Raw genomic sequence first — 25,354 nt, 5'->3', positions numbered from 1 at the left:
AAGACCTGGAGGTCACGATGGCGGTACCGGCGAACCAGCAGGTGGGGCGCGGGAGTTCGGGATGGGCGGTGGTCCTGCGCCGGTGGCCGTCGTGGGCGCCCTACGCCGCGGCGGTCTGGGGGGTGGCGTACGCGGCCGTCCAGCTCGCCTGGGTGGCGCGCGGCATCGCCCTGCCGCTCGGCGCGCATCACGCGTTCCCGCCCGCGGTCCAGCTCGTGCTGGCCGGCCTGGCGCTGCTGGCCGCCGGGGCCTGCCTGGCCGCCGTCCGGGCCCGTGGCCGGTTCGCCCGGACGGCGGCCGGCGCGACACTGCTAGTCGTCGTCCCGGTCTTCGTCCTGGGGACGTTCGGCGCGCCGATCGAGTTCGTCTCCCTGATCGGGGGCGCGGGGCCCAGCGGCGCCGGCCTCGCCCACCTGCTGCTGGACATCCCCGGCGCCGGGCTGCTGCTGGTCACCGGCCTGTCCGTGCGCAGGCGGGCCCGCGGTCGGTGCCCCCGGTGCGGCCAGGCGCACGCCTGGGGCAGCGACAGGCCGCTGGAGCACCCGGCCCCGTCCAGGGCGTCGGCGAAGGTCCAGGTGGCCGTCTACGCCGGCATGTCCGGAATCCTGCCGTGGGCGATCACCAAGACCATCTGGACCCTCGGCGGTGACGCCCTCGGAATGACCGCCGAGCAGTGGCGGGCGGCCAACGCCGACGGCTCGGGGGTGACGAAGGCGCTCGCGTCGGTCGGCATCGACTTCACGGTGCTGGCCGCGATGCTGGCGTGGTTCCTGATGGTGGGCCTGATGTACCGGTGGGGGCAGGTGTTCCCCCGATGGACGCTGTTCCTGTCGGGCAGGCGGGTGCCGCGCCTGCTGCCGCTGATCCCCGCCTGGCTGACCGGCCTCACGCTGGCCCTGTACGGGACGGGGATCCTCGTCGCCTTCCCCTTCTTCTTCGCCGGCGCGGGCGGCATGGCGTGGATGACCGCGTTCGGCGGCCTCGCCTTCGCCGGCCTGGGCGTCGGCCTCCTCGTGGCCGCCTGCTCCTACGCCGCCCGCACCCGCCCGGCATGCGGCCGGGAAGCCTGAGCGTGGCTCAGAGCCAGCCGGGCCTGACCAGGCCGGACTCGTAGGCGATGACCACGAGCTGGGCCCGGTCACGGGCCTGGAGCTTCATCATGGCGCGGCTCACGTGCGTCTTGGCCGTGGCCGGGGACATGAAGAGCTTCGCGGCGATCTCGTCGTTGGTCATGCCGGTGCCCACCAGGGCCAGGACCTCCCGTTCGCGGTCCGTCAGCTGGTCCAGGCCGGCCGTCGTGACCGGTTCCTTGGCCCTGGTCGCGTACTCGGCTATCAGGCGGCGGGTCACGCTCGGCGACAGCAGGGCCTCGCCCGCCGCCACCACCCTGACCGCCTGGATGAGCTCCGCCGGTTCGGTGTCCTTGACCAGGAAGCCGCTGGCTCCGCCCCTGAGGGCTTCGAAGACGTACTCGTCCAGCTCGAAGGTGGTGAGGATGATGACGCGGGGGCCGGGCGGCATCTGGCGGGTGGCCGTCAGGCCGTCGGTGCCCGGCATGCGGATGTCCATGAGGACCACGTCCGGCTCGTGCTCGTGGGAGAGCCGCACCGCTTCCGCGCCGTCGGCGGCCTCCGCCACCACCGTCATGTCGGGCTGGGCGTTCAGCAGGGCCTTGAAACCCGCTCTGACCAGGGCCTGGTCGTCGGCCAGCAGCAGCTTGATCACGAGGTCTCCTCGGGTAGGGGCAGGACGGCCTCGACCTGGAAGCCGCTGTCCAGACGTCCCGCGAACAGCGTGCCGCCCAGGGCGGAGGCGCGCTCACGCATGCCGGGGATGCCGTTGCCGCTGCCGTCCTCGGACAGTACCGCCGGCGCCGTCGCCCCCGTGTCGGTGACGCGGATGAGCAGCTCCCGCGGCCCGTACTCGAGGGTGACCGTCACCCGCGCCCCGGGGGCGTGGCGGGCGACGTTCGTGAGCGACTCCTGGACGATGCGGTACGCCGCCCGCTCCACCTGGGGAGGGAGCGGACGCGAGCCGATCCGCTTGAGCGTGATGTCCAGGCCGGAGCGCTGCACCAGGTCGTCGAGGCGGTCGAGCCCGGCGGTGGGGGAGCGGGGGGCGCCCTCGCGCAGCACGTTCAGGACCGAGCGCATCTCGCCGAGCACCTCCTTCGACGCGGTCTTGATGGTGGCGAGCGCGCTGCGGGCCTGCTCGGGGTCGTCGTCGATGAGGTGCAGGGCGGTGCTGGCCTGGACGTGGATGAGCGAGATGTTGTGCGCCAGCACGTCGTGCAGCTCCTGGGCCATGGTCAGGCGCTCCTCGCTGGCCTGCCGCCTGCCCTCCTCCTCGGCGGCTCGCTGCTGCTGCGTGCGGCGCTCGCGCAGGGTCCTGGCCAGCTCGGCGGCCAGCAGGAACAGCAGCACGAACGCGCTGATGGCCAACGTGTGGAAGACCCAGAACTGCGGCGAGGAGTCGCCCAGCGAGGCGTAGGCGAGGAAGACCGCGATCGTGACCCCGGCCAGGATCCAGGCGGCCAGCCGGCGCCCGTTCATGACGAGCGAGAACAGCAGGATGATCGGGGCGAGGAAGACGGGCCCGTACGGATAGCCGGCCCACACGTACACGTACGTCGCCAGGAGCGCGACGGCCGTGGACGCGACAGGGAATCTCCGGCGGGCCAGCAGCATCAGCGGCCCGACCAGCAGCAACACGTACGCCAGCGGGTCGAGCTGCGCCCTGAAGGTCCGCTGCCCCCAGGCGGCCCCCTGTGAGAGCACGACCTGGGCGACCGCGGTGATCAATGCGAGGTAGGGGTCGAAGCCGGACTTCTTGCGCACCCCCCAACGCTAGGCCAACCTCCTTGACCAGCGCATCATCCCTCCGTGGGAGGGGGCCCTACCACGATGGGGGTACCTGAGTCATCGTGGAGACCATGCGCCGAGTGATCGTTCCCGCAGCAGCAACGACAGCACTACTCACCTCCCTTCTGGCGGCCCCGCCCGCGGTCGCCGAACCCCCGCACGAATCCACGCAGGCCGAACCCACGCAGGCCGAACCCGCGCAGAAGGTGCCGGTCGCCGAGGGGTACGGGGGCGCCGTCGCCACCGTCGACCTCGACGCCAGCAAGGCCGCGATCGGCGTCCTGAACCGGGGCGGCAACGCCATGGACGCGGCGGTCGCCGCGGGGGCGGTGCTCGGCGTGACCGAGCCGTACTCCTCGGGCCTGACGGGCGGCGGCTTCATGGTCTACTACGACGCCGGCCGGCGCAGGGTCTACACCGTCGACGGACGCGAGAAGGCCCCGCAGGCGATGACCTCCACCACGCTCGCGGGCATCCCGTTCGACGAGGGGGTGACCAGCGGCCTGTCGGCGGGAGTGCCGGGCACGGTGGCCCAGTGGGACCTGGCGCTGCGCAGGTTCGGCACGCTCTCGCTGAAGCAGGCGCTGCGGCCGGCGATCGAGGTGGCGTCCAAGGGCTTCGTCGTGGACCAGACCTTCTACAACCAGACCGCCCAGAACGTCGCCAGGTTCAAGGACTTCACGTCCACCGCCAAGCTGTATCTGCCGAACGGCGCCCCGCCGCCCGTCGGCTCCGTCTTCAAGAACCCCGAACTCGCCGACACCTACCGCGAGCTGGGCAGGCGCGGACCGAGCTGGCTGTACGACGGGCAGCTCGGCAGGGAGATCGTCGCCACCGTCAAGCAGCCCCCCGTCACCCCCGGCTCCACCAGGAACGTCCGACCCGGCCTGATGGAGCTGTCCGACCTGCGCGACTACCGGGCGCTGACGCGCGAGCCCACCCGGATCGACTTCAAGGGCATGCAGGTGTATGGCATGGCGCCGCCGTCCTCCGGCGGCTCCACGGTCGGTGAGGCGCTCAACATCCTGGAGGCGCTCCCGCAGGTCGGCGTGCACGAGTACCTGGAGGCGTCCAGGCTCGCCTTCGCCGACAGGAACAAGTACGTCGGCGACCTCCCGCACGTGCCGCTCAAGGAGCTCCTGTCGGACGGGTTCGCCAAGGAACGGGCCTGCCTGATCGGCGACAGGGCGCTGGCCAGCCCGGCCGCGCCAGGCGAGCCCGACGGCGACTACGGCCCCTGCGCCACCCCGTCGGGCACCGCCACGGCGACCGTCGAGGAGGGCCCCGAGACCACGCACCTGGTCGTCGCGGACCGCTGGGGCAACGTGGTGGCCTACAACCTGAGCATCGAGTCCACCGGCGGCAACGGCATCGTCGTCCCGGGACGCGGCGTGCTGCTCAACAACGAGCTGACCGACTTCACGTTCGGCCCCGCCCCCGGCGACCCCAACCTGCCGGGGCCGGGCAAGCGCCCGCGCTCGTCGATGGCGCCCACCCTGGTGTTCGAGCACGGCAGGCCGGTGCTGGCGGCCGGGTCGCCGGGCGGCTCGACGATCATCACGACCGTGCTGCAGATCCTGGTCAACCGCTACGAGTTCGGCATGAACCTGCCCGACGCGCTCGCCGCGCCGCGGGCCACGCAGCGCAACACCCCGCAGACCCAGGCCGAGCAGGCCTTCCTCGACAAGTACGGGGCCGAGCTGAAGGCCAGAGGCCACGACCTGGTGCTGAACCCGGAGATCGGCGCGGCCACCGCGCTGGAGTTCCTCGGCAGGGGGAAGGTCCAGGCGGTCGCCGAACCGGTCAGGCGCGGCGGCGGCAGCGCGCTGGTGGTCCGGCCCGGTAGCTGAGGCCCAGTTGATGAGGACTAGTAGATGAGCTCGTAGGCGTCGGGCTTCACCTTGCGGGTGCGCGCCCAGTACTCGACGGTGAAGCCCGGCCACATCGTCCGGTTCACGCCGTGTTCGTCCAGGTACCAGGAGCGGCAGCCGCCCGCGTTCCACACCAGCGGGTCGAGCCGTTCCTGGAGGCGCCGGTTGAACGCCCGCTGTCGTTCCGGCCGGACGTCCACCGCCCTGGCCTGGGTCCTGGAGAGCAGGCGCAGGCAGCTCATGACGTAACGCACCTGCGACTCGATCATGAACACGACCGAGTGGTGCCCGAGCCCGGTGTTCGGCCCGAGCAGGAGGAACAGGTTCGGGAAGCCGGAGGTGGTGATGCCGTAGTAGGTCTCGATGCCGTCCTGCCAGGCGTCCTGGATCTTCAGGCCGTTCCTGCCGATGATCCGCTGGTCCTTGAGCATGTCGGTCACCCTGAAGCCGGTGCCGAAGACGATGACGTCCGCCTCGTGCTCGCGTCCGGCGGAGTCGACGACCGCGTGTTCCCTGATCTCGGCGGCCCCGCCCGTCACCAGTGAGACGTCGTCCCTGGTCAGGGTCGGGTAGTAGTCGCTCGACAGGAGCAGCCGCTTGCAGCCGATCGTGTAGTCGGGGGTGAGGGCGCGGCGCAGCTCGGGGTCGGGGACCTGCGACCGCAGGTGCTTGAGCGCGAGCCTCTCGTGCACCTTCATCAGGCGCGGGTCGACGGTGAAGCCCAGCGCGCGGGTCTCCAGCGCCCAGTAGACGGCGCCGCGCACCGCCCTGGCCGCGCCGGGCAGCCGCAGTGCCTGCTTCATCCGGGACGTGAGGGCGAAGTCCGGCTTCGGGTGGATCCACGGGGGTGTGCGCTGGAAGACGGTGAGGTGTGCCGCCTCGGGGGCGATCCGCGGGACGAACTGAATGGCGGACGCGCCGGTGCCGATGACCGCGACGCGCTTGCCGGCGAGCTCGACCGAGTGGTCCCACTCGGAGGAGTGGAAGGCCGGGCCGGCGAACGACTCCCGCCCCGGGATGTCCGGAAATGACGGTACATGGAGGGCGCCGATGCCGGAGATGACGGCGTTCGTGGTCAGGGTCGCGCCGTCGTCCGTGGCCACCTCCCAGCGGCGGGCCGCGTCGTCCCACTCCAGGGAGACGACGTGCTTGCCGTACCGGATGTGCGGGGCGATGCGGTACTTGTCGACGCACGTCCGCATGTACTCCCAGATCTCCTCCTGCGGGGAGAACATCCGCGACCAGCCGGGGTTGAGCTCGAACGAGTAGGAGTACATGTGCGACGGCACGTCGCACGCGCAGCCGGGGTAGGTGTTGTCCCGCCAGGTTCCGCCCAGGTCGTCGGCCTTCTCCAGGATGACGAAGTCGTGGTACCCGGCCTCCTTGAGCTTGATCGCCATGCCGATCCCGGCGAAGCCCGAACCGATGATCACTATTCCTGGCTCGACCACTGGTCCTCCCGCAGCCCCGAACTATTGGACTTACTGTCCAATGTAGTCAGCGACTCCCGTCCGAGCCAGGGGTTCCGTCCGGTGAGCCGGGTCACACCGACCGGACGGTATGTGCGGGGCGTGGGCCTGCCCAGCCGCCCGGCCGCGAGAACGCCGCTCGACCGGACGCCAAGAACCCGCCGCGGCGCTGCGGCGGGTGTCTCCTCCTGAAGGCGGTTAGCGCAGCAGGAGGAAGGCGCCGACGCCGATCACGGCGATCACGGCGACCACGGCGATGATCGGCAGGATAGGCGACTTCTTCGGAGCCGCGGCGGCCTCCTGCTCGGACCGCTGCGCGAACGCCTTGAACTGCTGAGTGTTGCCCGCGGGGTCGATATGCTGGTCAGACATGCCAGCAGCCTAGCGGGATCACTCGCGCCATTTGCGCCTTTTACCGTGATCTGTAGGTGTGGGCTGATGACGGGACCGGTCCACCGTGCGGATAGCTTTGAAACATGCTCCGGACCCTGTTCTCGCCCCGCGTCATGGGGCTGCACCTGCTGACGATCGGGGTCGTCGTCGCGTTCATCCTGCTCGGACGCTGGCAACTCGGCGTCTTCCAGGACTCCGGCAGGCCGCACGCGGCGACCGATCCGGCGCCGGTGGGGGTCGCCACCCTCTCCCAGGTGGGCGCGCAGATGCAGGGCACGTCCGTGGGGCGCAGGGTCACGGCCGAGGGCGTCTACGACCCGGCCAGGCAGCTGCTGGTCGCCGACAGGCGGCCGGACGTCGACGCGCCCGGCGGCAACGTCTCGCGCGGCCAGGGCTACTGGGTGCTCACGCCGCTCAGGCTCGACGACGGCACGCTGATGCCCGTCGTGCGCGGGTGGGTGGCCGAGGCCGCGGGCCCGATGGCGGCGCCGGGCGGCAGGGTCACGGTCACCGGGCGGCTGCGCCCGCCACAGGGCACCGACAGCGTGCAGCGGCGCGCCGATGGGCTCCCGTCAGGTCAGGTCCAGACGGTGTCCACCGGTGAGCTGATCAACCTGTGGAGCGGTCAGAAGGTGCGCAACGGCTACGTCGTGGCAGAGCCGCCCTCGGGCGCGCTGGCCCAGGTGAAGGCGTCGCCGCCGGTCGTGGGCGGCGAGCTGACCTGGCGTAACCTGGCCTACGCGGCCAACTGGTGGATCTTCGCCGGATTCGCCGTGTTCATGTGGTTCCACTTCGTGCGCGACGCCGTCCGAAGTGATCGGGACCGTGCCAAGTCCCCTGAGATGGTTCTGGAAGGTTAACGGTGGAATCGGCTCTCAAGCCCTTCCGGGCGCTCGCCTACGTCGTGGGCGTGATGCTGCTCGTGCTCTGCGTGGCGATGGTCCTGCGCTACGGCTTCGACATCGCGGGCATGTCGAAGGTCGTCGCGCCGATCCACGGCTTCCTCTACATGATCTACCTGGTCACCGTCCTGAACCTGGGCATGAAGGGCCGCTGGACCTGGCAGTACATGCTGGGCATCATGATCGGCGGCACCGTGCCGTTCCTGTCGTTCCACATCGAACGGCGGGTGACCCACCGGGTGCACCAGGACATCGCGGCCGCGGCGGAGGCCGCCTGAGCCTCCGCCGCTCCGCCTCACCTGCCGATGCCGCGCCTGCGGGCTCGCTTGAGCCGCTCGCGCTGCGACGGGTCCAGCATCAGGTAACCGACTACCGGGGCGGCGATCACGCCGAGGACGACCAACAGGGTGACCCATCCGGCCCCGAAGATCATCAGCGACAGCAGAACCGCGGCGCCCGCGCCGATGGCGTACTTCTGGACTGGCGACATCCTCAACTTCCTCCGAACGCGGAGCGCGCGCCCCGCCTCTTCCACATTGTGCGTCGCCAGTCCAACGAGTGGGGCCCCGGCTCGGGTTCCATTCGCGATGTATCTCAATTGACGCGTGTGTAGAGCGTGAGGTGGATTGAGCCGAACGTGCGCGTCCGCCCTGGTTTTAGGCGCTTTTTCAGGGCGAGGTAGCGTTCGTCGTCCGCGTACCTGGGGCCGATGCGCGGCGACACCAGCCACACCCGCTCGGCGCCCGCCAGTGCCTGCCCGAGTTCGGCCGCCGTGCGCGGCTCGGCCGCGCCGGGAGCGCGGGTCAGGTCCACGAGCCGCTCGTACGGCTCGCCGTACACCGCCACGAACAGGCGGTAGCGCTGCGGCACGAACAGGACCCGGTCTCCCGGACGCTCCTCGGCGGCGAGGGCGGCGGCCAGCGAGCGCAGGTCGTCCGGACGGGCGTTCGGCTCCCTGAGCGCGACCTGCGTCCCGTACGTGAGGACGGCGAAGGCCAGCACGGCCACCGGCACGGTCACGGCGGGCCACCAGCGGCGGAGCAGCGCCTCCGCGCCGATCCCCGCCAGCAGCGCGAGCCCTGGAACGGCGAACAGCACGTAACGCGGATGGTAGATCGGCTGCACCTGGGAGATCGCCATCGACAGGACCACCGGCACGACCGCCCACAAGGTCACGACCGGCACCCGCCAGGTGCCCCACAACGCCAGCCCGAACAGCAGGGCCGCCGCCGGCCAGCTCCCCGCGACCTCGACAGGGAACGCGGCCACCTCCTTCAGCCCGGGGGCGTGCAGCCAGAACACCTGCGCGTCCCGCTGCCCCGCCGCGATGGCGACCAGCGGCAGCAGCGCCACCCCCGCTCCGGCCGCGGACAGCAGGGCCGACCGGCGCCCCGCCAGCCAGGCGGCCACGAGATGGGCCGGCACCAGCAGAACCGCGTACAGGTGCAGCCAGCCGAGCAGGGCCAGGCTGGCGGCGTACCCGACGTGCAGCCACGGCGTGGGCCGGTCGACCAGCCTGACCAGCAGCCACGTGGACAGCACGGCGACCGCGCTGACCAGCGCGTACGAGCGGGCCTCCTGGGCGTACCTGTCGGCTATCGGGGTCAGCGCGTAGAACAGGCCGCCGGACAACCCCGCGACCGGCCCGGCCAGCCGCTGACCGAGAGCCGCCACCCCGAACGCGGCGGCCGTGAACGCCACCACCGACAGCAGCCGGAACGGCACCTCCGGAGGCCCGCCGAGCGCGGCGAACGGCCGGAGGAGGACGTAGTAGAGCGCGTGCACGGTGTCGATGTCGGCCAGCAACCGGCGCAGGTCGGCGAGCGACATCCGGGCGGCCAGCGCGCTGACCGACTCGTCCCGCCACAGCGAGGGCACGCCCAGCCTCCAGCCGCCCAGCACGGCCGCGACCAGGGCAGGGAGGATCGTGACGATCGCCGGCCGGCCGGCGCGGGGGAGAACGGTCACACCCGCTGGCCGGGGTCGGCGGCGGCATGCAGCTCCTGACGGAGGGAGTCCAGGGTGGGACGGTAGGCCGGGTTGCCCGCCAGGAGCCGGAACAGGGCGGGGGCGAGGGCGCCCGCCCTGGTCAGCGGGGCGCCAGGGGCGGGGGGACGTCCTTCGACGGCGGCGAACAGGGTGGCGCCGAGCGACCACAGGTCCGCCGCCGGGCTGACCACCCGTTCAGGGGCGGTGAAGGCGGGCTGGACACCGGTGGCCAGCGGCGGAGCCAGCGTGGCGTGGCCGTCGGCCCCGAGCATGACGTTGGCGGGCTGCACGCCGCCGTGGCTCGTGCCGCGGAGGTGCAGCTCGGCGAGCTGTTCGAGGACGTCCAGGCCGACGGCGGCGACCTGGGCGGGCGGCATCGGGCCTGACGCGGCGATGACCTGGTCGAGCGAGCGCGTCACGGCGAGCCGCGCGAGCGTCTCCGCGACGACCTCGGTCGACGGCGGGCCCGACGGGTCGAGCATGGCCCTGATCAGGGACCTGAGCGGGTCCGTGGCCGCGGCGGGCTCCAGGCCCGGCGGGCGGCCCTCCACGGCGAAGTGCAGCGTGGCGGCCAGCGACCACAGGTCGGCCGAGGCGCGCAGCCCTGGATGGTGCGCGAACCCGAACCCGGAGAGCACCGCCCTGCCCGTCGTGGTGAGCAGCACGGTGCCCGGATTGACCCGGCCGTGGATGATCCCGGCGGCGTGCGCGGCGAGCAGCGCGCCCAGCAGGCACACCCCCACCCGCGCCGTCTGCAGCACGGGCAGCGGGTGGCGTGACAGCACGGCCTGTTCGAGCGACGGCCCCGACACGAACTCCATGACCAGCCATAACTCGCCGCGCTCGGCCACCACGTCCAGGATCTGCACCACCGACGGGTGCCGCAGCGCGGCGGCCCGCCTCGCCGCGGCCAGCGCGGCCTCGTGCGCCTCCGCTGGTTCGCGCAGTTGCCTGACCGCGACGTCGCGGTGCGTCACCTCGTCGAAGGCCAGCCGGACGGCGCCCCCGCCCAGCGGGTTCAGCAGCCTGTAGCGGTCGGCGAGCTTCCCGGTCTCTCCCATGTCGAGGTGCACGATAGCGGCACATCTCCGGGCAGAGCCATGGCCATTCCGCTAATGCCCCGATCTTTCGCATGAGGTCAGCTCGGGCGGGGCTGGAAAGGGTGGGGTGACGGTCGGCTGGGGCGGGGTCGGGAGGGGTGGGTGACGGTCGGTTCGGGCGGGCTTGAAGGGGTGGGTGACGGTCGGTTCGGGCGGCGGGGGCTGGATTGATTGCTCAGGCGGCGGGGGTGGGCGCGGTGGGTGGAGGCGGGGTGGCCGCCAGCCAGGACTCGTGGGCCGCGTCCAGGCGGCGCCAGAGGGCGTCCTTCTCCGGGGCCGTCACGTCGTCCAGCGGGAGGCGGAAGACGTCGGCGAGGGCCGCGTAGTAGTCGCCGGACGTCTCCAGCGTGATCGAGTGCGCGCCGACGCCCAGGCGCGTCAGCACGAGCCCGCGGAGGCTGTCCACGCCGGACGCGTCCCGCCGCTGGAGGCTGGCGACGCGCACGAACCCCGACTCAGGGGACGTGGTCAGATGCTCGTGCATCGCGGTGAAGGCGGACATGGCGGTGGGAGCCGGGTCGAAGTCCATGCCGACGAACGACCCCGCGGGATCGTGGTCGAGCCGCCAGCCGCCGGGCGCGATCTCCGACGGGCGCAGCCCGTACCTGAACGGCCCCTGCTGGTAGCCGCCCTCCACCAGCGGGAGCGGGCCGTGGAGCGCGTCGCCGAGCCCGACGTCCACGAGCCACGCGCCGCCCGGATTGTCCGCCGATGGCAGGCCATGAGCCGTCAGCACCAGGTGGTTCCCCGTGATGCCCGGCTCCGCGCCCCGGTTCTGCACGCCGCCCACGTGCCTGGTCACGTCGTACCCGAGCGCGAGGAGGAGCTGCGAGAGCGCCCCGTTCAGGTGGTAGCAGTAGCCGCCGCGCCCGCCGATGATCCGCTCGGCCGACTCCAGCGGATCGACCGTGGTGGTGCGTCCCAGCCAGATCTCCAGCGCCTCGTACGTGACGCGCTCGACGTGCGCGACGTGCAGCGCGCGCAGGTTCTCCGCCGAAGGCGGGGCGGTGCGAAGGGACGGGAGCCCGAGACGGTGGAGGTATCCGACGATGTTCACCCGAGCAAGTCTGCACCGGATGTGCACAAATTGGGGAGTGCTGTCTGCACAGCCCACTTCTAGGCTTTCGTCCGTGGCAGAGCAGCGACGAATCCTCCTGGTCGAGGACGACGAGACGATCGCGCTGGCCGTCCGGAACAGGCTGGCCGCCGAGGGGTTCGACGTCAGGGTGGCAGGCGACGGCGAGACCGCCCTGATCCAGTACGGCAGGGCGGAACCCGACCTGGTGATCCTGGACCGGCTCCTGCCGGGGCTCGACGGGCTGGAGGTGTGCCGCCGGATGCAGGCCGCCAGGCCGGTGCCGGTGCTCATGCTGACCGCGCTGGGCGAGGAGACCGACGTGCTGGTCGGCCTCGGCGTGGGCGCCGACGACTACCTGGCCAAGCCGTTCAGCATGCGCGAGCTGGTCGCCAGGATCCACGCGCTGCTGCGCAGGGTGGAGCGGGCCGCCCAACTGGCCGTCGAGGACACCGTGATCAGAGTCGGGGAGGTCGAGATCGACACCGCGGCCCGCAGGGTGTTCGTGCGAGGCGCCGAGGCGCAGCTCACCAGGACGGAGTTCGACCTGCTGCGCCGCCTGGCGGAACGTCCCGGGCAGGTCTTCGAGCGTGACCGCCTGCTGTCGGACGTGTGGGGCTTCTCCGAGGCCGCCGCCACCAGGACGGTGGACAGCCACGTCCGGGCGCTGCGCCGCAAGCTGGGCTCCGACGTGGTGCGGACCGTCCACGGCGTCGGCTACGCGCTGGTCCGGCGATGAGGCCGCTCGACTTCCTGGGCCGGATCAAGGTCAAGCTCGGCCTGGCGATCGTGCTGGCCGTGGGCACCGCGTTCGTGGTCAACGAGGTCGGCCTCAACTCCGGGATCTCCCGCGACGTCCGGATCGCCGTGGCCCTCGTCCTAGCGTTGATCATGGTGCAGGTGCTGGCCATGGGCATGACCAAGCCGCTCCGCGAGATGGCCAGGGCCGCCCAGACGATCGCCAAGGGCAGCTACTCGCTGCGGGTCCGCGCCACGTCCCGGGACGAGGTCGGCGAGCTGGCCAGGGCGTTCAACGCGATGGCCGCCGACCTGGGAGAGGTCGACAGGCAGCGGCGCGAACTGGTCGCCAACGTCAGCCACGAGCTGCGGACTCCGATCACCGGGCTCCGCGCCATCCTGGAGAACGTCGTCGACGGCGTGTCCGCTCCCGACCCGGTGACCATGAGCACCGCGCTCGCCCAGACCGAGCGGCTCGGACGCCTCGTCGCCCAGCTCCTCGACCTGTCACGCCTCGACTCCGGCGTCCGGCTGATCGAGCCCGAGGCGCTGGAGCTGGCGCCGCTGTTCGAACAGGCGGTGCGGGAGGCCGGGCTGGCGCGGGAGGAGGTCCGGTTCGTGCCCGCGGTCCCCGACGACCTCGTGGTGCGCGCCGACCCCGGCCTGCTGGCGCAGGTCCTGGCGAACCTCCTCGACAACGCGGTACGGCACAGCCCGCCGGGCGGCGTGGTCAGCGTGACGGGCGCGCCGCAGGGGGCCGGGGTCCGCATCACCGTCACCGACCAGGGGCCCGGCATCCCCGTGTCCGCCCGGGGGCGGGTCTTCGAACGCTTCTCCCGCCTGGACGCGGGCCGCGCGGCGGACGCCGGAGGCGCCGGGCTCGGGCTGGCGATCGTCAAGGAGATCGTCGAACTGCACGGGGGTTCGATCCGCATCGACGACTGCGCGGGGTGCCGCATGGTCGTCGACTTACCAGGAAGGACGACGATGGCGGACACGCCATTGGAGCTCGACCAGCAGCCGGGGGCGCTGCCGGAACGGCCTGCCGACGCGATGCCGGCCGAGAGGGAGTCGACCGAGAGGGAGTCGGCTGAGGGGGAGTCGGCGCCTGCGGCGCTTCACGAAGAGCCGGGCGCGGCAGCCGCCGAAGCCGGCTCGCCGCCCCCCATCGTGGAGGCGCTGCCCGCCGTCGCGGAGGGGGTGTCCGCTGCGTTGCCCGCCGTCGCGGCGGCGGTGTCCGGTGTGCTGCCTGCCGACGGGGCCCTGCTGCCTGCCTCAGTGGCCGGCGGGACGGGGGCGCTGCCGTGGCCGGGCCGAACCGTGCCGACGGCGCCCGCTGTCGCGGCGGCCGCACCGGTGCCGAGGTCCGCGCCCGGGGAACGTCCCGAAGGGACAGCCGTGCAGGCAGCGCACCCCCACACGGCGCCCGCCGAGGCGGGTCACACGGCACCCCTCCCAGGAGACCATGTCCACGCATTTCCCCAGGTGGGGCCCCATCAGGGGGAGGCGCGGTCGAGGAGGGCGCTGGTGCGGCTGGTCGTCGGTACCGTTCTCGGGCTGATCGTCGGCTTCATGTTCGGACTGTTCGCGGCGGTGCTCGCCAGCATGATGGTGGGCGCCGGGGCCGCGCTCGTCACGCTTATCCTGTGCACCGGGCTGGCCGGTGCGATCGGGGCCGCCCTAGGGGCCGGCCCGGGGCGCCGGCAGGCGCACACGTCCCCGTATCAGAGCCCGTCACCCGTCCCGCCCCAAACCCCACAAGCCCTCAACCCACCGAGCACGCAGACGGACAGCCCGCACCCGCCGGGCTCGCAGCTCGGGGTCGCGCAGGCGCACAGCCCGCACCCGCCGGGCGCGCAACTCCAGGGGGCGCAGGGCCCGACGTACGGAGGCCAGCCGCAGGCGGGCGGCCCGCAACAGCCGCCGCCACCGTACGTGCCGCCGCCGCTCTTCCCGCGTCCCGAGCTGCCCGAGACGCCGCGCTGGCTGCTGCCGGCCGCGGCGGTCGCCGGGGTGTTCGCCGCGGTGGCGCTCCCCGACGCGCAGCTCGGGCTGGGCGTCGTCCTGGTCGCGATGGTGGTCGGCGCGGCGGCGCTGCCCGCCCTGGCCAGACGGCTGACCCCGTGGACGGTGGCGTTCGGCCTGACCGCGTACTGGCTGGTCTCGACGGCCGCCGTCCGGGACGCCGACTGGCTGGTCGGGCTGCTGCTCGTCGCGGGAGCCGGGCTGGGCGCGCTGGCCGTGTCCGGGGCGGGGACGGGCTGGCTGGGCGTGATCAGAGGCGGTGTGTCGGTGCTGCTGGCGCTGGCCCCGGTGCCGTGGTTCCTGGCGATGCCGCTGAAGGGGCTGACAGCCAAGAGACGGATCATGCCGACGGTGGTGGGGCTGGGCATCACAGCGGTGCTGCTGGTGGTGTTCGGGCTGCTGTTCGCGTCCGCCGACAAGGTGTTCGCCACCTACCTGGAGCGCCTGACCGCGGCCCCCGACTGGGCGGACTCCGCGCCGATCAGGATCTTCCTGTTCGCCGTCGTGGCGGTGCTGCTGGCCGCGGTGGTGCTGGTCGCGCTCCGGCCGGTGGCGGACCCGGTGGGACCGGAGGTCAAGGTCAGCGTGGGCAGGTCCGTCTGGCTGGTGCCGCTGACCGCGGTGAACCTGCTGTTCGCCGCGTTCGTGGCCGTGCAGATCACCACGCTGTTCGGCGGCAACGCCTGGGTGCTGAAGACGGCCGGGCTGACCTACGCGGAGTACGCCAGGCAGGGGTTCTTCCAGCTCGTGGTGGTCAGCGTGTTCGTCCTGGGGATCGTCGCGGTCGCCGGGGGCGCGCTGAAGACCGAGCGGCGCGAGCGCTGGCTGCTGGCGGGGCAGCTCGGCGTGCTGTGCGCGCTGACCATGGTGGTGCTCGCGTCCGCGCTGCACCGCATGAGCCTCTACACGGAGGCGTACGGGCTGTCGCGGCTGCGCCTGTCGGTGCAGGCGACGGTCTGGTGGCTGGGCGCGCTGTTCGCGCTGGTGCTGCTGGCGGGCGCGCTCCGGCTGCTGGGACGGAGGGCGGGCTGGCTGCCGCGGACCGTCGTCCTGGTGACGGGGCTCGGCCTGGGCGCGTTCGCCATCGTCAACCCGGACCTCCAGGTGGCCCAGACCCAGGTGGAGGTGCGCGGCGTCGCGAAGATCGACTCTGACTACCTCGGCGACCTCGGGGCGGAGGCCGTCCCCGCCCTGGACCGGCTGCCGGAGCCACAACGCAGCTGCGTGCTCCGCGACGTCGTCGCCGCCAACGGGCTGGATCGTCCCGATCCGTGGAACGGCTGGAACCTGGCCAGGTCGCAGGCGCGCGACGTCCTCGCCAAGCGGCCCGTCGACCCGAAGGTCAGGTGCGCGCCGAGACCGTCGCGCCTCTCCTAGCGAACCCGGAAGCCCGGTCACCATCGCGCCACGCCGTCCGGGCACCGCGCCACGCCTGCCGCATCGGGTTTAATCCTGGAGTGGCTTTCGATGTGATCATCAGAGGCGGGCAGGTGCTCGACGGGACCGGCGCGCCCCCGTACCGGGCCGACGTGGCGATCACCGGCGACACGGTCGCGGCCGTGGGCCGCCTCGCCGGCGCCCAGGCCGGGACGGAGATCGACGCGACCGGCCGGTACGTGTCACCGGGGTTCGTCGACTGCCACGCCCACGGCGACGCGGCCGTCTTCGACCCGGCGGTGCAGCTGGCGGCGCTGCGCCAGGGCGTGACCACGTTCATCCTCGGCCAGGACGGCCTGTCCTTCGCCCCCGGCTCCGCCGCGACCGTCGCCTACGCCTCGCGCTACTTCGCGGCGGTCAACGGGCCGCTGGGCGAGGGCCCGCTGACGGTGGCCGGCCTGCTCGGCGGCTACGACCGCGCGGTCGCGCTGAACACGGCCTACCTGCTGCCGCACGGCACGATCCGCTACGACGTCATGGGCCCCTCGCCCAGCGCGCCGACCCGCGAGGAGCTGGCCGGGATGCTGGCCCACGTCGAGCGCGGGCTGTCGGAAGGCGCGGTCGGCCTGTCGTCCGGGCTGGAGTACCTGCCCGGACGCTACGCCACCGCGGAGGAGCTGGCCGCTCTGGCGGAGCCGCTCGGCGGGCTGCCGTACGTCACCCACATGCGCGCGTACGGCGAACGGGCGGGCGCCGGCATGGCGGAGGTCGTCGAGATCGCCCAGCGGTCCGGCGCCGCGGTGCACGTCTCCCACCTGCACGGCCCCGCGGACGTCCTGCTCCCCCTGGTCGAGGAGGCCCTCGCCGAGGACGTCGACCTGACTTTCGACACCTACCCCTACCTGCGCGGCAACACGATCCTGGCGATGGTGGTGCTGCCGCCGGAGGTGCCCGGGGCCGAGCCGGAGCGGGCCGTGGAGATGCTCGCCGAGGCCGACCTCGACGCCTGGTGGTCCGGCATGGAGGGCACCTGGCCCCGGCTGACCATCTCGCACGCGCCCGGCCTCGACTGGGCCGAGGGGCTGACCATGGTGGCGGCGGCCGGGCGGGCGGGCGTGGAGCCGGCCGAGTTCTGCCGCAGGCTGCTGATCGAGACCAGGCTGGAGGCGGGCTGCGTGTCGGCCAGGCCCGACGAGGGGCCCGCCGGGGAGGAGTCGGTCCGGCGGATGCTGCGCCATCCGTCCCACACGGGCGGGTCTGACGGGATCTACGTGGGTGGGCATCCGCATCCGCGGGGGTTCGGGGCGTTCGCCCGCTTCCTCGGGCAGCACGTCCGCGAGCTCGGCGACTGGACGTGGGAGCAGGCCGCCGTCCACCTCGCCTCGCACCCGGCGCGGCGGTTCGGCCTCGGCGACCGCGGGCTGTTGCGGCGCGGCTTCGCGGCCGACGTGGTGGTGTTCGACCCGGCCACGGTGGCCGACCAGGCGACCTACGCCGTGCCCCGCACGCCTGCCCGAGGGGTCGACGACGTGCTGGTGTCGGGGGTGCCGGTGCTGGCGGGCGGCAAGCTGACGGGAGCCACCCCGGGCCGTGCGATCACGCCGCGCTGATGAGGATAGGGTCGGACGCGTACAAGGGGGTGTCGTGCAGGAAGTCCTCGGCCGGTCCGTGCTCGACGGAGAGCTCGGCTTTCCGCTGATGGTCGTGCACCAGGAGGCGCTCGGCCACAACATCGCCACCATGGCGGCCTTCGCCCGTGACCACGGCCTGGAGCTGGCGCCGCACGCCAAGACCCACCTGTCGGGGGAGATCGCGGCCGCGCAGCTGGCGGCGGGCGCCTGGGGGCTGACGGTGGCGACGACCCGCCAGGCCAGGCTGGTGCGCGGGTTCGGCGTCGACCGGGTCATGGTGGCCAACCAGGTGGTCGACCGGGCCGGGCTGGAGTGGGCGGCGGCCGAGCTGGCCGCGCATCCCGGTTTCGAGTTCCTGAGCTTCGCCGATTCGGCGGCGGGGGTCGACATCCTGGCCGGGCACGCCGGTCCGCGTCCGTTCCGGGTGCTGGTGGAGCTGGGGCACGAGGGCGGGCGTGCCGGGTGCCGCACGGTGGCGGAACTGGTCGAACTGGCCGGGTACGTGCAGCGCACGCCGGGCGTGGAGCTGGCCGGGGTCGCCGGGTACGAGGGGGCGCTGAAGACGGCGGAGGAGGTCCGGAAATATCTGGATCTGCTGCAGGAAGCCGTCGCCTACCTGCGCGTCAGGAACCCGATCCTGTCCGTCGGCGGCAGCCAGTGGTTCGACGTGATCGGCCGCGAGCTGGTCGCCACCCAGGCCCGCATCCTGCTGCGGAGCGGCGCGTACGTCACCCATGACGACGGGTACTACCGCGAGCGCACCCCGTTCAACCGCATCGACGGCGAGCTGCGTCCGGCGCTGGAGGTCTTCGCGCAGGTGCTGTCCACGCCCGAGCCCGGCCTGGCGATCATCGGGCTGGGCAAGCGCGACGCGCCCTACGACGAGGGCCTGCCGATTCCCCGCCGTCCGGGCGTGACCGTGCTGAAGATGCAGGACCAGCACACGGTGGTCCGCGGCGACCTGCGGGTGGGCGAGCTGGTGGCGTTCGGCGTCTCGCACCCCTGCACGGCGTTCGACAAGTGGCGGAGGCTCCCGGTGGTCGATCGGGACTACCGCGTTGTCGACACGATAAATACGCATTTCGGCGACTTCTAGGGTGATCTCATGAAGAAGGAATTGAGGACGACCGAGGGAGCGGCCCCCGTGGGCGCGTACTCGCAGGGGCTCGTCGTGGGCGACTTCGTCTACACGTCCGGGATGGGCCCGCTCGACCCGGCCACCGGCGAGGTCGTCGGCGAGGACGTCGCCGCCCAGACCCACCAGGTGATGCGGAACCTCGGCGCCATCCTCGCCGCCCACGGCCTGGGCTTCGACGACGTGGTCAAGTCCACCGTCCACCTGCAGCACCTCAAGCGCGACTTCGCCGCCTACAACGAGGTGTACAAGTCGTACTTCAGCCAGCCCTATCCGGTCCGCACCACCGTCGGCTCCGACCTGATGGACATCCTGGTGGAGATCGACTTCGTGGCGTACAAGAGCGCGTAAAGTCGGTCCGTGGACAGTTCGGTGTACGTCTTCGTCGAGGACCTGCATGGCGAGGGCGTCGAGCGGGTGCTCGACAGGATCAGCGGGTACGGCGTGGCGGGCGTCACCGTCGGCGTCGTGCACCACGGCTCCCGCGACGTCACCCCGCACGGACTGTCCCGCCTGACCCTCCGCCACGACGGCGCCCACTTCGTCCCGCCCGACGACCTCTTCTCGGGGCTGCGGCTGTCTCCCGTGCCCGGCCACCCACAGGCGCTCGACGGCCTCCGTGAGGCGTGCTCCCAGCGTGCCCTCAAGCTCCACGGATGGACCGTCTTCCTGCGCAACGCCACGATCGGCACCGAACATCCGGACGTGACCGTCCGCGACTGCTTCGGCGACCGCGGCTCTCTCACCGACCTCTGCCCGGCCCACCCCGACGTGCGCGAGTACGCCGTCGCCCTGGCCAGAGCCGTGGCCAGGCTCGGCGTCGACAGCGTGGTCGCCGAGTCGCTGCACTTCAGGCCACTCAAGCCGCAACGCTCCTTCGTCCCGCTCGGGCCGATGGACGCGTACCTGTTCGGGCTCTGCTTCTGCGACTACTGCATGCGCAGGGCCACCGACCTCGGAGTGAACGCCGAGGTCGCACGCGACGAGTGCGCCAGGATCGTCGGCGGCGTGTTCGACGGCGACCCGCCCGCGCAGGGCGAGGTCACCAGGGCCGCGCTGACCGCGTACGCCGGGCCCGAGGTCGTCGCCTACGCCCGGGCCCGCTCCGAGACCGTCACCACGCTCGTCTCCGAGGTCGCCTCCGCCGTGGCCGGAGAGGGCTCGAAGCTGGTCTTCATCGACTCCACCGGGGCCGTGAAGGGCTACACCGACGGGCTGCCCTCGCCGGGGCTGGCGGCGCACGACGCGTGGCAGCTGGGCGTCGACCTGGTGGCGCTCGGCGACCTGGTGCCCGGCTTCGGCGTGCTCGCCTACGCCCGCGACGCCGCGCGGGTCGCCGACGACGTGGGCGCGTACCTGCGCTCCGTCGGCAAGGACCGGGAGGTGCGGGCCGTGCTGCGCCCCGGCCACCCCGACAGCGACTCCGCCGACCGGCTCGTCGCCAAGGCCCGCGGGGCCAAGGCCGCGGGTGCGCACGCCGTCGACTTCTACGCCTACGGTCTGGTGCCGTACCCGGTGCTCGACCGCATCCCCGCCGCCTTGGCCGAGGCTCCCTAGCGCCCCTGGCCCGGGCCGGTCAGGGGGTCACGCCGTCCAGCACCGCCGACACCGCGTCGGCGGCGAAGCCGTCCGGCAGCGGCAGGCCCCTGAACACCGCCCTGACCCAGACCGCCCCGGCCAGCAGGTCCACCACGAGCATCGGGTCGATCCCGTCCCTCAGCTCGCCCCGGCGTGCCGCGCGCTCGAAGATCTCCCGTTCCCGGACGAAGCGGTCGGCGAAGAAGCGGCGTCCGTCGAGCTCCGGGTGATCGACGGCGGCGGCGAGCGCGGCGACCGCGATGTCCCTGGCGGGCGGCTCGGTGAGCAGCCGCGTGACGCCTTCGACCAGCTCGACCAGGTCGCCGCGGAGGCTGCCCGTGTCGGGCGGCTCGAAGCTCAGCACGTCCGCCTCCACCAGCGCCGCCCCGAGCAGCGCCGCCTTGGACGGCCACCACCGGTAGATCGTCGTCTTGTTGACGCCGGAACGCTCGGCGACCCCCTCCACGGTCAGCCCGTCGTACCCCTTCTCCGCGACCAGCCGCAGCGTCGCATCGAAGATCTCCTGCTGTTTTCTCGGCGCCATGCGGTCATTTTCTCCCGGCGAGCGCCGTGACCAGCCCCAGGCCCAGGTAGACCACGCCGCTGAAGTGCCGCAGCGCCCTGGCCCGGCTGGCCAGCCGGCTGCCCAGCGCGCCCGCCGTGAACGCGTACGCCAGGTCGGCGATCAGCCCCAGCACCAGCAGCGTGACGCCCAGCAGCACGACCTGCAACGCCGGCGACCCCGCCGACGGACGGACGAACTGGGGCATGAACGCCAGGAAGAACAGCGTCACCTTGGGGTTCAGCACGTTCACCAGCACGCCTTCGAGGAAGACCTTGCCGAGCGGCTGCGGAGGCGGCGCCTGTGCCGCGTCCGCGTTCTCCTTGCCGGTGAACGCGCGGATGCCCAGATAGACGAGATAGGCGACACCGGCCCACTTGACGATCGCGAACAGCGTCGCGGACTTCGTGATCAGGTACGAGAGCCCGGCGGCGGCGAGCCCGATGTGCACCAGCGTGCCGGCCTCCACCCCGAACGCGCTGGCGATCCCGGCCCGCCTGCCCTGGGCGAGCCCTCTGGCCGCGATGTAGAAGTGGTTCGGCCCCGGGATGAGTATGAGGACCAGCGAGGCGCCCAGGAACAGGACGAAGGTCGGCAGCGAGATCACGAATCGTGAACTTATGCGAGCATTGGTCCGTCCATGAAGGCCAATCGGGAGCGCTGTTCGTGGGCCAATGGGGATGTCGGCAGGGCATGGCATAGTGTCTGCCGTGAACGGTCTTCTCGTCGGGCGTGGTGCTGAGCTGGCACGACTCGTGCGCGTGCTCGAGTCGGCCGCGTCCGGCGCGGCCGGGGTGGCGCTCGTCGGCGGCGACGCCGGCATCGGCAAGACCCGGCTGGTGACCGAGCTGGTCGGCGCGGCGCGCGAACGCGGCTTCCACGTCCTGGTGGGGCAGTGCGCGGAGTTGGGCGACGCGCTGCCGTACCTGCCGCTCGCCGACGCGCTGCGGGGCGCCGAGCCCGCGGTGCGCGAGGCGGCGGCGGCCCATCCGATGCTCGGCCAGCTGCTGCCCGGGGTGGAGTCGGCTCCTTCCGCCGGGCTCACCCAGCAGCGCCTGTTCGGGTCCCTGCTGGGGCTGCTCGCCGAGATGCAGCCCGTCCTGTTCGTGATCGAGGACATGCACTGGGCCGACCGGTCCACCCGCGACCTGCTGGTCTTCCTGAGTCGCATGGTGCAGGCCGAGCAGGTGTGCATGGTCGGCACGTACCGTACCGACGACCTGCACCGCCGCCACCCGCTGCGCTCGGTGCTCGCCGAGCTGAAGCGGCTGCCCGCGGTGACGGCGGTGGAGCTGGGGCCGCTGGATCTTGGCGAGATGTCGGATTATGTCGCGACGTTAGGCGATGTCGACGCCCAAGAACTCGGCATGATCGTCACGCGCGCCGGCGGGAACCCCTTCTACGCCGAAGAGCTGTTCGCCGCCATGGCCGAGGGCGACAGCCTGCCCGACGGGCTGGCCAGCCTGCTCATGTCGCGCGTCGAGGTGCTGTCGGAGGCCGGCCAGCGCGTGCTGCGTGCCGCCGCCGTCGCCGGCCGCCGGGTCGAGGACGAACTGCTCCGCGAGGTCTCCGGGCTGCCCCTGGCCGAGTTCGAGGACGCGGTGCGGGAGATCGTCTCGCGCGGCCTGCTGCGCGTCGACGGGTACGGCTACGCCTTCCGGCACGCACTCCTACAGGAGGCCGTCTACACCGACTTGCTGCCCGGCGAGCGCACCAGGCTGCACGCCGACTTCGCCCGGCTGCTGACCTCACCGGCGGAACTCGCCCACCACTACCTGGCGGGCCACGACCTCGCGGGAGCGTTGCGCGCCTCCGTCGAAGCCGGGCGACTCGCCGAACGCCTCGGCGCCCCCGCCGAGGCGCACAGCCACTACGACCAGGTCCTCAGCCTGTGGGAGCGGGTCGACGACGCGGCCGCCCAGGTCGGCGAGTCGCGCGCCCGTCTCGCCTTCCGCAGCGCCGTCATGGCCGCCGACAGCGGCGACAACCACCGCGCGGTCACCCAGCTCCGCGCCCTGCCCCAGACCTCCGAGGTGAGCGAGCGCCTCGCCTACTACCTCATCGAACTCGACGACCAGGACGGCGCCATCGCCGCCGCGGAGCGCGCCGTGGAGGCGTCCGACGACCAGGCCGCCCTCGCCCGCGCCCTGGCCACCTACGCCCGCAGCATCGCCTGGAGCCCCCGGCATCGGGAAGGTGAGCAACTCGGCCGCCGCGCCCTCGACACCGCCCGAGCCGTGGGCGCGCGCGACGCCGAGGTGGGCGCCCTGCTCATCCTCGCCACGTACAAGGAGATCCAGGGCGACACGGGCGCCGCCCACGACCTCGTCGACACCGCCATGGCCGAAGGCAGCGGCGACCTGGCGATGGACCTGCGCGCCCGCTTCCACCACGCCCGCATCCACTACGAGCAGGGCCTGCTCACCCAAGCCGCCGAAGTGGCCGACGAAGGCATCCAGATGGCCTTCGAAACCGGCCTCAAATGGAGCACCTACGGCACCGACCTGCGCTTCCTCCGCTTCCTCATCCACTACGTGGCGGGGGAGTGGAACCAGGCCGAGGCCGTCGCGGCCGGCTTCGGCGCCCGCGTCGGCACCATCCACGAGGCGACCCTGTCGTCCTTCGCGCTGTTCATCGAGGTGGCCCGCGGCCTGCCGGCGGTGGAGAACCGCCTGTCGTGGCTGCGCCCGTTCTGGTCCGACGAGCTCGCCCTCTACATGTCGCGCGGGCTCGCGGCGGAGCACGCCCTCTGGCAGGGCGACCCGGCCGGGGCACTCGACCACGTCCACGCCGCCCTGACCGCGCTGGGCCCCGGCGGCGCGGGCACCCTCCGCGTCGCGGCCACCGGCCTGTGGGCCCTCGCCGAACTCGGAACCACCGAAGGAGCCGACGACCTGGCGGAGCGCGCCCGCTTCGCGGTGACGTCCGGCCCGGTGGGCCAGCGCGGCCAGATGGGCCCGGAGGGCCAGGCGTGGGCGCTGCGGGTGGAGGCGGAGTGGTATCGCGTCCACGGCCGCCTCGACGTCGAGCTGTGCCGGAAGGTGGTGGAGGCCTTCGACTTCGGCTTCGTCTACGAAACGGCCCGCGCCCGCTGGCGCCTCGCCGAGGCACTTCTGGCGTCCGGCGACCGCGCCGCGGCCCAGTCGGAGTGGAACCTCGCCCGCGAGGCGGCGGGCAAGCTCGGAGCCGCGCCCCTGGAGAAGGTCCTGGCGGAGTTCGGCCGCCGGGCCCGCTTCACCGGCGGCCACGGCGACCGCGGCCTGACGGCCCGCGAGCTGGAGGTGCTCCACCTCGTCGCGGAAGGCCTCACCAACCGCGAGATCGCCGACCGGCTCTTCATCGCCCAGAAGACGGTCAGCGTCCACGTCTCAAACATCCTGGGCAAACTCGACGTCTCCACCCGAACCCAGGCAGCGGCCGCCGCCCGCCAACACGGCCTCCTCACCTGAGACCTCAGGAACAGCAGCACGGCGGCTGGAGCGGCTCAGGGGACGTACGTGCCAGCGGCCAGATCTCTGACCACCTGGATGAGCTCAGCGGGGTCGAACGGCTTCGTCAGATAGGCGTCGACCCCGATGCGCCGCCCGCGCCTCTTGTCGTCATCCTGCGCCCGCGCGGTGATCAGCACCACCTTGATGTGGCGAGTCGCCTCATCGTTCCGCAGCCGCTCCGCCGTGACCCACCCGTCGAGGCACGGCATCATCACGTCCAGAGTGATGACGTCGGGGTTCACCTCGAGCACCCGATCGAGACAATCCTGCCCATCGGTGGCGGTGGCGACCTCGAAGCCCTCCAGGCTCAGGTTCACCGCGATCAACTGACGGATGACCTCGTCATCGTCCACGACCAGTACTCTGCCAAGAACGTCACCCACGGCCGCAAAGCTACCCGTAGCCGAGCGGTCACGTGCGGTTTTCCCAGGATGTGGCCAGGACTTTTTCGCTGTCCCGAGTGGTGGGCGGATGCTGGTAGCCTTATCACTCGTCGAGCCCCCTTAGCTCAGGGGATAGAGCACCGGCCTCCGGAGCCGGGTGCGCAGGTTCGAATCCTGCAGGGGGCACTCGATCTTGACCAGCGGTTCCAGCCGCTGACCAGGGCAAACATCGCAGGAACGGGCGGGCCTCCAGTCTCACGGAGTCCCGCCCGTTCTCGTTGACGCTCGCTGGCTGTGGGCCAGTTGTGGGCCAGCCGTGATCGGTCTGATCCATGCCTAAAGACAGCCGGAGGCTGCTGTTGCCCATGAGCTGGACGAGGGTGTTGAGCGGGCGCAGCAGGAAGCGGTCGAACTCCTCGTCCCCTGTGCATGGCCAGCTCACGGGCAGGGAAGCCGAAGTTGCGACCCTCGGTCGCCCCGGAGGGCGACCGCCACCCACATGATCAAGGGCAGCATGGGGCAGACCGTCATGTTGCGACCCTCGGTCGCCCCGGAGGGCGACCGCCACTCCCCTTCTCGCCCTTCCCGCGGTGGCCCCTCTGGTTGCGACCCTCGGTCGCCCCGGAGGGCGACCGCCACTTCCCTGCGGCGCGGCCTCTACGGCTCGTACCGGCGTGGGTGTTGCGACCCTCGGTCGCCCCGGAGGGCGACCGCCACTCCCCTTCTCGCCCTTCCCGCGGTGGCCCCTCTGGTTGCGACCCTCGGTCGCCCCGG

Annotated in this window: 22 protein-coding genes and 1 tRNA gene; 12 read left to right on the top strand and 11 right to left on the bottom strand. The window is 72.3% G+C overall.

What is annotated here, in order from left to right:
* The first annotated feature begins 17 nt into the window (after positions 1–17).
* Positions 18–1,070: a hypothetical protein gene (locus tag ABT294_RS41300; RefSeq protein WP_350811913.1), complete on the top strand. Its 1,053-nt coding sequence runs from the start codon at positions 18–20 to the stop codon at positions 1,068–1,070.
* A gap of 7 nt (positions 1,071–1,077) precedes the next feature.
* Here ABT294_RS41300 and ABT294_RS41295 read toward each other — a convergent pair whose 3' ends face one another.
* Positions 1,078–1,725 (bottom strand): response regulator, encoded by a 648-nt coding sequence (locus ABT294_RS41295; RefSeq protein ID WP_350811912.1) that lies wholly within the window; start codon positions 1,723–1,725, stop codon positions 1,078–1,080.
* Positions 1,722–2,837: a sensor histidine kinase gene (locus tag ABT294_RS41290; protein WP_350811911.1), complete on the bottom strand. Its 1,116-nt coding sequence runs from the start codon at positions 2,835–2,837 to the stop codon at positions 1,722–1,724. Before ABT294_RS41290 ends, ABT294_RS41295 begins: the two co-directional genes overlap by 4 nt.
* 95 nt (positions 2,838–2,932) lie before the next feature.
* Between ABT294_RS41290 and ggt the strand changes: the two genes are divergently transcribed.
* Entirely contained in the window at positions 2,933–4,711 is a 1,779-nt protein-coding gene (gene ggt / locus ABT294_RS41285; protein WP_350811910.1) for a gamma-glutamyltransferase, read from the top strand.
* Between the two features lie 17 nt (positions 4,712–4,728).
* On the opposite strand, the gene ABT294_RS41280 is transcribed toward ggt, so the two are convergent.
* Both ABT294_RS41280 and ABT294_RS41275 read right to left on the bottom strand, forming a co-directional pair.
* A complete protein-coding gene (locus tag ABT294_RS41280) occupies positions 4,729–6,183 on the bottom strand; it encodes a flavin-containing monooxygenase (RefSeq protein ID WP_350811909.1) in 1,455 nt (484 codons plus the stop codon).
* Between the two features lie 216 nt (positions 6,184–6,399).
* Entirely contained in the window at positions 6,400–6,573 is a 174-nt protein-coding gene (locus ABT294_RS41275; RefSeq protein ID WP_350811908.1) for a hypothetical protein, read from the bottom strand.
* A gap of 104 nt (positions 6,574–6,677) precedes the next feature.
* Between ABT294_RS41275 and ABT294_RS41270 the strand changes: the two genes are divergently transcribed.
* Positions 6,678–7,454: an SURF1 family protein gene (locus ABT294_RS41270; protein ID WP_350811907.1), complete on the top strand. Its 777-nt coding sequence runs from the start codon at positions 6,678–6,680 to the stop codon at positions 7,452–7,454.
* 2 nt (positions 7,455–7,456) lie between these two features.
* Positions 7,457–7,774 (top strand): DUF3817 domain-containing protein, encoded by a 318-nt coding sequence (locus ABT294_RS41265; protein WP_350811906.1) that lies wholly within the window; start codon positions 7,457–7,459, stop codon positions 7,772–7,774.
* A gap of 17 nt (positions 7,775–7,791) precedes the next feature.
* On the opposite strand, the gene ABT294_RS41260 is transcribed toward ABT294_RS41265, so the two are convergent.
* The 4 genes from ABT294_RS41260 to ABT294_RS41245 all read right to left on the bottom strand — a co-directional run bounded on the left by ABT294_RS41260 (position 7,792) and on the right by ABT294_RS41245 (position 11,642).
* Positions 7,792–7,986: a tail-anchor membrane protein gene (locus ABT294_RS41260; protein WP_350811905.1), complete on the bottom strand. Its 195-nt coding sequence runs from the start codon at positions 7,984–7,986 to the stop codon at positions 7,792–7,794.
* Positions 7,987–8,090: 104 nt separating this feature from the next.
* Positions 8,091–9,464, bottom strand: a complete 1,374-nt coding sequence (locus ABT294_RS41255) for a glycosyltransferase family 39 protein (protein ID WP_350811904.1) — start codon at positions 9,462–9,464, stop codon at positions 8,091–8,093.
* Complete coding sequence (locus ABT294_RS41250) at positions 9,461–10,546, bottom strand: protein kinase domain-containing protein (RefSeq protein WP_350811903.1); 1,086 nt, start codon at positions 10,544–10,546, stop codon at positions 9,461–9,463. The genes ABT294_RS41255 and ABT294_RS41250 overlap by 4 nt, the downstream gene beginning before the upstream one ends.
* Before the next feature lie 214 nt (positions 10,547–10,760).
* Positions 10,761–11,642: an arylamine N-acetyltransferase family protein gene (locus ABT294_RS41245; RefSeq protein WP_350811902.1), complete on the bottom strand. Its 882-nt coding sequence runs from the start codon at positions 11,640–11,642 to the stop codon at positions 10,761–10,763.
* A 73-nt stretch (positions 11,643–11,715) separates the two neighbouring features.
* Between ABT294_RS41245 and ABT294_RS41240 the strand changes: the two genes are divergently transcribed.
* The 6 genes from ABT294_RS41240 to ABT294_RS41215 all read left to right on the top strand — a co-directional run bounded on the left by ABT294_RS41240 (position 11,716) and on the right by ABT294_RS41215 (position 20,123).
* A complete protein-coding gene (locus tag ABT294_RS41240) occupies positions 11,716–12,399 on the top strand; it encodes a response regulator transcription factor (RefSeq protein WP_502912207.1) in 684 nt (227 codons plus the stop codon).
* Positions 12,396–15,800, top strand: coding sequence for a DUF4153 domain-containing protein (locus ABT294_RS41235; RefSeq protein ID WP_350811901.1), 3,405 nt, complete (start codon positions 12,396–12,398; stop codon positions 15,798–15,800). Before ABT294_RS41240 ends, ABT294_RS41235 begins: the two co-directional genes overlap by 4 nt.
* 80 nt (positions 15,801–15,880) lie before the next feature.
* A complete protein-coding gene (locus ABT294_RS41230) occupies positions 15,881–17,410 on the top strand; it encodes an N-acyl-D-amino-acid deacylase family protein (RefSeq protein WP_350811900.1) in 1,530 nt (509 codons plus the stop codon).
* Between the two features lie 34 nt (positions 17,411–17,444).
* Complete coding sequence (locus tag ABT294_RS41225) at positions 17,445–18,527, top strand: alanine racemase (protein WP_350811899.1); 1,083 nt, start codon at positions 17,445–17,447, stop codon at positions 18,525–18,527.
* A 9-nt stretch (positions 18,528–18,536) separates the two neighbouring features.
* Positions 18,537–18,917, top strand: coding sequence for a RidA family protein (locus tag ABT294_RS41220; protein ID WP_350811898.1), 381 nt, complete (start codon positions 18,537–18,539; stop codon positions 18,915–18,917).
* Between the two features lie 9 nt (positions 18,918–18,926).
* Positions 18,927–20,123, top strand: coding sequence for a hypothetical protein (locus ABT294_RS41215; protein WP_350811897.1), 1,197 nt, complete (start codon positions 18,927–18,929; stop codon positions 20,121–20,123).
* A gap of 19 nt (positions 20,124–20,142) precedes the next feature.
* Here the strand turns inward: ABT294_RS41215 and ABT294_RS41210 are convergent, their stop codons facing one another.
* Positions 20,143–20,688 carry a TetR/AcrR family transcriptional regulator gene (locus tag ABT294_RS41210; protein WP_350811896.1) on the bottom strand — a complete coding sequence of 182 codons (546 nt, stop codon included), beginning with the start codon at positions 20,686–20,688 and terminating at the stop codon, positions 20,143–20,145.
* A 4-nt stretch (positions 20,689–20,692) separates the two neighbouring features.
* Positions 20,693–21,313 (bottom strand): LysE family translocator, encoded by a 621-nt coding sequence (locus tag ABT294_RS41205; RefSeq protein WP_350811895.1) that lies wholly within the window; start codon positions 21,311–21,313, stop codon positions 20,693–20,695.
* Positions 21,314–21,416: 103 nt separating this feature from the next.
* Here ABT294_RS41205 and ABT294_RS41200 point away from each other — a divergent pair, with 103 nt between their 5' ends.
* On the top strand, positions 21,417–24,155 hold the full coding sequence (locus ABT294_RS41200; RefSeq protein ID WP_350811894.1) for an ATP-binding protein: 2,739 nt from the start codon (positions 21,417–21,419) through the stop codon (positions 24,153–24,155).
* Positions 24,156–24,190: 35 nt separating this feature from the next.
* Here the strand turns inward: ABT294_RS41200 and ABT294_RS41195 are convergent, their stop codons facing one another.
* Entirely contained in the window at positions 24,191–24,580 is a 390-nt protein-coding gene (locus ABT294_RS41195) for a response regulator transcription factor (RefSeq protein ID WP_350811893.1), read from the bottom strand.
* A gap of 114 nt (positions 24,581–24,694) precedes the next feature.
* Here ABT294_RS41195 and ABT294_RS41190 point away from each other — a divergent pair.
* A tRNA-Arg gene (locus ABT294_RS41190) sits at positions 24,695–24,766 on the top strand.
* The last annotated feature ends 588 nt before the right edge of the window (positions 24,767–25,354 follow it).

The sequence above is a fragment of the Nonomuraea sp. NPDC000554 genome (assembly GCF_040300065.1).
Taxonomy (GTDB): domain Bacteria; phylum Actinomycetota; class Actinomycetes; order Streptosporangiales; family Streptosporangiaceae; genus Nonomuraea.
Note: the sequence above shows the minus strand (reverse complement) of the source record. Positions and strands in the feature narration are given on the sequence as shown.

Bases quoted from the DNA above. Each gene is read 5' to 3' on its own strand.
- ABT294_RS41220 (WP_350811898.1), top strand. From the start codon at position 18,537: ATGAAGAAGGAATTGAGGACGACCGAGGGAGCGGCCCCCGTGGGCGCG.
- ABT294_RS41270 (WP_350811907.1), top strand. From the start codon at position 6,678: ATGCTCCGGACCCTGTTCTCGCCCCGCGTCATGGGGCTGCACCTGCTG.
- ABT294_RS41275 (WP_350811908.1), bottom strand. From the start codon at position 6,573: ATGTCTGACCAGCATATCGACCCCGCGGGCAACACTCAGCAGTTCAAG.
- ABT294_RS41210 (WP_350811896.1), bottom strand. From the start codon at position 20,688: ATGGCGCCGAGAAAACAGCAGGAGATCTTCGATGCGACGCTGCGGCTG.
- ABT294_RS41260 (WP_350811905.1), bottom strand. From the start codon at position 7,986: ATGTCGCCAGTCCAGAAGTACGCCATCGGCGCGGGCGCCGCGGTTCTG.
- ggt (WP_350811910.1), top strand. From the start codon at position 2,933: ATGCGCCGAGTGATCGTTCCCGCAGCAGCAACGACAGCACTACTCACC.
- ABT294_RS41250 (WP_350811903.1), bottom strand. From the start codon at position 10,546: ATGGGAGAGACCGGGAAGCTCGCCGACCGCTACAGGCTGCTGAACCCG.
- ABT294_RS41235 (WP_350811901.1), top strand. From the start codon at position 12,396: ATGAGGCCGCTCGACTTCCTGGGCCGGATCAAGGTCAAGCTCGGCCTG.
- ABT294_RS41300 (WP_350811913.1), top strand. From the start codon at position 18: ATGGCGGTACCGGCGAACCAGCAGGTGGGGCGCGGGAGTTCGGGATGG.